Raw genomic sequence first — 5,755 nt, 5'->3', positions numbered from 1 at the left:
ATTTCATACTTTCTGTTTCCTTATATAGTAAATATTCATCTGTAAAGGTTTTTTTATTGACCGCAAAAAAATAGCGGAATACCGCAATCGATTTGCGGTACTAGTCCATAAAATTCATGATAAAATTGAGTTGAAATAAAAATTGAAAGGAGATGGTTGTATTGTTAAAAAAGGTGATTGATTATTTAAATGAGAACCCTGAGGTAAAAGAAAAATTTATTGAAAGAAAGATTTGTTTAATTGGTTTATCAAAAGCTGAGAAACAGGCTGTTCTTGACGTTTTCAGTGGGAATACTGCAGTTTTATCAGTACCATTTTATTGGTAGAGTACCTTTTAATTTAGGTGGAGTCAGGAACTTCCTGACTTTTTTTATTGTATTGTACTCATCTGATGGGGGTATTTTTTTGAAACATCATAAAATAAATTATAAATCTATTTTGATTTTTATAATGATTATTATCGTTTCACTTTTCTTATTCGTGATCTCATTCACGATTCCCTATATCGGAATAAGTGTAAATAAAATAAATAGCAAATGGCAGGTTTCAAAAGTTGACAACTTAGGATGGGGTAAATATTTAGGCATTACAACAGGAGATATTATTGAAAAAATAAATGAAGAAGATCCTAATTCGAATGTAACAATCAAAAAATATGGTTTTGTTGAAAATATAAACTCTTTAGAAATCAATAGAGCAGGAGAAATTCAAACATTTACAATTCCAAAGGAGATTATTCAAGACATACCGATTTACCATATCATTATCCCGTTCTTTATTTTTTCCATCTTACTTTTTTTATCAATATTTTTGTATGTTAAGAATGGAAAGAATCAAGTTATCATTCTACTAATCTATTTCTTTTTGGCAATTGGATTTAGTTACATCAGTGCCGGTGCTTCAGCTCGTTTAAACACACTTGGCTTGTTTATCAATCGGTTATCATTATTGTTCATCCCTGTTCTGTTTTTGCATTTCTTATTTGAGTACTTTCGGCAATATAATATTATCTGGTTTAATCGTAAAATATTGAAATATTATGATCTTATTGTCGGAATAACAATAGCGATACATACTTTTTTCATGATGGTGTATTTAGGGGATTTTTATCTACATATCAAAAGTCTAGTACTGATTGTTTTCTCACTTGGGTTTCTTTTTGATCTAGTGGTTCTGATATACGGATATTTAAAAAATAGACATTCAATCTACAAGTCTATATTTAAGATAATGATTATAGGAATTGCGGTCGCTTTTTTCCTTTTGTATTCCTAGTGGTCATTCCTGAAATTGCGTTTGGGTTTGATTTAATCCCTGTAACGGTTGCTGCTTCTTTCCTAATTTTTATTCCGATTGTGTTTATGTATTTGGTTAGTGCCAAACAATTATTTGATATTGATTTTGCACTTGGACGACTACGTTATTATTCTATTTTATCCCTATTTATGAGTGCTTTCCTATTGTTTTTAATCTATTTAATGCAAGTTGTCGATTTTACACTTAGTCAATGGGGAAAAATGTCGATCGTTCTATTCTTCGGATTTATCCTATTTTCTATTCTAAAAGAAGAATTAGACTATCGTATTCGTTCCCGATTAAATTCAGATAAATATAATCTTCAAGCTAGTTTGGAACATTTTTCTCAAAATATTTCTAGAGTAACGAAAATTAATGAATTGGAAGACTTCTTTATCAAAGAAATTAAAGAAACATTATCTATCCAAAAGATCTCGCTATTTGAATTAAATAAAGATACATATTCGTTAAAAGTCAGGAGGGGAACTTTTACGCTTTCTGGTCGTGATGTGGATTTTCTTAATAAGAATAGGTTTCCTAATCTTTCCATAGGGGAGTTAGTTCAACTTCATCACGGAGTTTGCGTAGTCATACGTGAAAAAGCCGAGAGCTATTATTTGCTTAAGCTTGATAATAAAAAAAATAAGATTAAGTTGAATCGGGATGAGGGGACTTGGGTAAAAACGATTGCCAGATATATTAGCATTATGTATGAAAACCTTACTCTTGTTGAAGAATTTATGAAGGAATTAGAGAAAACGATAAGTCATAACACTGTGTCGCCATTGGTCTTAAGATTACTATTTAATATTCAAGAAAAAGAAAGACGACGCTTATCGGCCGACCTTCATGATACTGTACTTCAAGATCAAATTAATCTTTATCGAAAATTAGATTTAATTATAAGGGATCAAGACCTACCGGTTAAGTATCAAAAACAACTATATCAATTATCTCAGGAGATACTAGATATCAATTATGAAATTCGTGAGACTTGTAATGAATTACGTCCTCCACTGCTAAATGAAAAAGGGATCGTTGAATCTTTGACGAATCTGTTTTTTAATGCTCAGTTACGCTATAATTTTAAGATACGATTTGACGCAGCGGGATTTCATCAGAATCTTGATGATGAGTACACTTTGACGATTTATAGGATTGTTCAAGAACTGATTACAAATGCGGCTAAACACTCTAAAGCAACTGAAGTTGTAATCACATTAGATTGTTTAGATAACGACTTATACCTTTACTATAAAGATAATGGTGTCGGAATGGATTTAAATGAAATTCAACCTTCTTTTGCACATATGGGTTTATCAGGAATTCGAGAGAGGGTGATAAGCTTAAATGGAGAAATTAAATTACATTCATCTTTAGGTAACGGCTTTGAAGTGATGATTTTAATTCCTTTAACATTAGATACAAAATGATCGATTTTAGGAGATGGCGATTATGATTGAAGTTTTATTGGTTGATGACCATCCTGCTATAGGTGAAGGGACAAAGATGATGATTGAAGCAGATAAAGAGATGGCAGTTACTTTTACGACGAGTTCTAATGAAGCACTTGAACTACTAAAAGCGAAGACATTTAATTTATTATTATTTGATTTGGCCATGCCAGGGATTAGTGGGTTAGAATTAACTCGTAGGGTAAAAGCGATCAATTCAGATATTCCTATCTTGATTTACACGGGTTATGAAATTGACGCTCATTTTAATCTTCTTATAGAGGCAGGGGTGTCTGGTTTTATTAGCAAAACATCTACAAGAGAACAACTTCTTACTGCTATTTATTGTGCTTTACGGGGTGAAGCAGTTATCCCAATTTCGTTATTGAAACAACTAAGAAGAACAGATGTGAGGATTTCTAATATGGAAAAACCCCTTGAAGAAGCATCGATAAATGAAAAAGAACAAGAAATTTTAATCGAGATAACCAAAGGTAAAAGCAACAGGGAAATTGCGAAAACATTACTTATGAGTCAAAGAACAGTAGAACATCATTTAACTCGCATCTTTGGAAAATTGAATGTTAGTTCAAGAGCAGAGGCGATCCTTGAAGCAAAACGTCAAGGGATTATACCAAATGAGGAATTAGTTTCATCCACTACATAAAATAAAGTTAAAAAAGTTCTTATTCTGCGGATTCTGGAAGCTTAGTTGTAAGCGTCAAACTGCCTACACCTTCTAAAAATCCTATTACGTTTTGTCATAATAGCGCTTAGGAGGTGTTTTTTAGCAACAAAATGGTGTGAAGTTCATGGCTTTAAAGCTCATCAATTACATTGGCAGATTACTAAACGAAAAAAATTGAATAAGAATGAACAAATGATCCAAAGTACCGATATGCGTAAATCAATTGATGGGCTTGCTATTCTTGTTCAAATGAGTTTCAAGTTAGATCCTTTCTCTGATGCACTATTCGTTTTTTGCAATGCCAAACGAGATAAAATCAAATTGCTTTACTGGGAGCGTAACGGTTTCTGGCTTTATTACCGCCGTCTTGAAAGAGGGCGATTTAAATGGCCGGAAAATCCGAACGACAAAGTCATGCATGTCACTGAACGGGAGCTCCGCTGGCTTTTAGATGGCCTTGACATCCAGCAAAAAGGCGTCCATCAAGAGGTTAAGCAGCGAAAAATCATCTAATTCTTATGGAATAAATAACACAAAGATTCGTAGAGAATTTATAGTCAATTCTTTTATGTATCGAGCTTTTTGCGATGTGCTTTTTTTCGTGGGCTGTCGCCACAATATCTCCTCAATGTCTATGGGAAAAACTGCAGCATTTTCAGATTTTGAAGCCGGCATTTTCCCGCTGAACGCGATTTCTCCAAAAAATGGGCATACGAATCCCGTTATCCACAGAATCTGTTCTGTGGATTGAAGTTTCGACGAGTTATCCAGATGTGGATATCTTCTTACGCCACCAGGCTTCGCATCTTCTCCGCCTGCTTCTCCTTGATGCGCCCCAAAGCCATCGCCAGCATGACGCACAGCGCGAGTCCGCACCGCAGTTTCATTTTGGCCATCCCGCGAATGGTGTGCAGCTCGAAGCCGAAGGATACATCCAATCGGCTGTTCACTCGCTCCACCGCCGTCCTCTTGTCGTATTCTTTCTCCCACTTGTAGCTGGCTCGGTCGATCGGTGTGAAAATCCTCCGGTCTTCCGAAAGCGGGATGCGTATCCCTTGCTCTACGGGACACTTCGCCTGACCTTTGCACACGATCCCCATTTTCTTGGCGGGGCACAGTTTCTTAAGCGTGTTCCGGTCTTTTTCGAATCCGCCATTACACATCTCCCGCTGTTTTCCCGTTTCCGGACAGACACAGGACACGGTGCCTTTGTAATCGTAGACCACATTTTCTTTGCCTTCCAGCAATCGAGTTTTGTCTTCGTCTCTCCACATGTTGCGAATATCGATCACCGGCTTGATTTGGTACTCATCCCAACACCTGGTGATTAACTTCGTATCATCATAGCCTTTGTCTGCGGCCATCGTTTCCGCCGTTTCCAAAAGCGCGGGCTGCTCTTCTTCCATCCGCTTCATCAAGCGATGGGCTTCGTTTATATCGGGCTCCGACGCTTTCGTTAAGCTGAACAAAACGGGAAGCTCATATGTCGCATCCACGATCAGGTGCAACTTGTAGCCGAACCATTTGACGATCTTCTCCCACGGCTTGCCGTCTTCATGGACGCCGGTATACTTTTTCTTTCCGTAATCAGCATCCGTATCTCGCCGTCCATCCGGGGATTCACTTTTATTTTTGCGTTTGGCAAACGACGAGATGGCCTTGCTGTCCATCGCCAGATGCTTGCCGAATTCCGGCAACACTTCGGACAATTGCTTTACGAGATGGTTGAACATACCGTCGATCAACAACTCGTGTTCCATGAGCGTTTTCAGAAATCGAGTATACACCCAAGGAGGCGGCACTTGTCCGTCAAACCCGCACATCTCCCGCAACTGGCCGTTGCGGGCAAGTTCCCGGCGCAGCTTCTCGACGCTGTCATGCTGGAAGACAATCCCCGCCAATATAGAGTTCCATACTGCACGAACCGGGTAATCGTCGCGACCCTTGCCGCGATGGCGTTCAAGCGTCCTCATCAATTCTTCGTCAGGCATATAATCAAGTACTAGACGCAACCGTTCCAAATCACCAAGTATTTGAATTTCATTCCACTCAAACAGTTTCAATTGTGGTATAATTGCCATAAACAGGTGACCCCTCCTAAGGATAAATTGTTGTTTGGTTAACTCCAATTTTACCATGGATGGACTCGCCTGTTTACTATTTGTTACCACATCGGGAGGCTGGGGTGGATTTTTGCCCCGCCTCTTGTTTTATGCCCAAAGTCCCCCTGTTTACCTGCTTTTACTGGGGTAAAATTATTTTTCACCTACTTCTGAACCCTTCCTCCGTGCGGTTTCGCAGACATCGCAATTAGCTC

At 37.8% G+C, this 5,755-nt stretch carries 6 protein-coding genes; 5 read left to right on the top strand and 1 reads right to left on the bottom strand.

The window, feature by feature from the left end:
• Window positions 1–161: 161 nt before the first annotated feature.
• From comX to tnpB, 5 genes are all read left to right on the top strand, one after another.
• Window positions 162–326 (top strand): competence pheromone ComX, encoded by a 165-nt coding sequence (comX, locus tag U473_RS14610; RefSeq protein WP_153012026.1) that lies wholly within the window; start codon window positions 162–164, stop codon window positions 324–326.
• A gap of 79 nt (window positions 327–405) precedes the next feature.
• Entirely contained in the window at window positions 406–1,275 is an 870-nt protein-coding gene (locus U473_RS14290) for a hypothetical protein (protein ID WP_082732434.1), read from the top strand.
• Window positions 1,275–2,729, top strand: coding sequence for a sensor histidine kinase (locus U473_RS14285; protein ID WP_082732433.1), 1,455 nt, complete (start codon window positions 1,275–1,277; stop codon window positions 2,727–2,729). Before U473_RS14290 ends, U473_RS14285 begins: the two co-directional genes overlap by 1 nt.
• Window positions 2,730–2,751: 22 nt before the next feature.
• Entirely contained in the window at window positions 2,752–3,417 is a 666-nt protein-coding gene (locus U473_RS07855) for a response regulator transcription factor (RefSeq protein ID WP_068725085.1), read from the top strand.
• Between the two features lie 213 nt (window positions 3,418–3,630).
• On the top strand, window positions 3,631–3,951 hold the full coding sequence (gene tnpB / locus U473_RS07850; protein WP_068725083.1) for an IS66 family insertion sequence element accessory protein TnpB: 321 nt from the start codon (window positions 3,631–3,633) through the stop codon (window positions 3,949–3,951).
• Window positions 3,952–4,223: 272 nt separating this feature from the next.
• On the opposite strand, the gene U473_RS07845 is transcribed toward tnpB, so the two are convergent.
• A complete protein-coding gene (locus U473_RS07845) occupies window positions 4,224–5,519 on the bottom strand; it encodes a transposase (protein ID WP_068725081.1) in 1,296 nt (431 codons plus the stop codon).
• Window positions 5,520–5,755: the final 236 nt, after the last annotated feature.

It is taken from the genome of Tepidibacillus decaturensis, assembly GCF_001561915.1.
Taxonomy (GTDB): domain Bacteria; phylum Bacillota; class Bacilli; order Tepidibacillales; family Tepidibacillaceae; genus Tepidibacillus_B; species Tepidibacillus_B infernus.
This window is presented reverse-complemented; position numbering and strand designations above follow the sequence as displayed.

What these genes read in the sequence shown, in the direction of transcription:
- U473_RS07855 (WP_068725085.1), top strand. Translation starts at nt 2,752, where the DNA reads ATGATTGAAGTTTTATTGGTTGATGACCATCCTGCTATAGGTGAAGGG.
- U473_RS07845 (WP_068725081.1), bottom strand. Translation starts at nt 5,519, where the DNA reads ATGGCAATTATACCACAATTGAAACTGTTTGAGTGGAATGAAATTCAA.
- tnpB (WP_068725083.1), top strand. Translation starts at nt 3,631, where the DNA reads ATGATCCAAAGTACCGATATGCGTAAATCAATTGATGGGCTTGCTATT.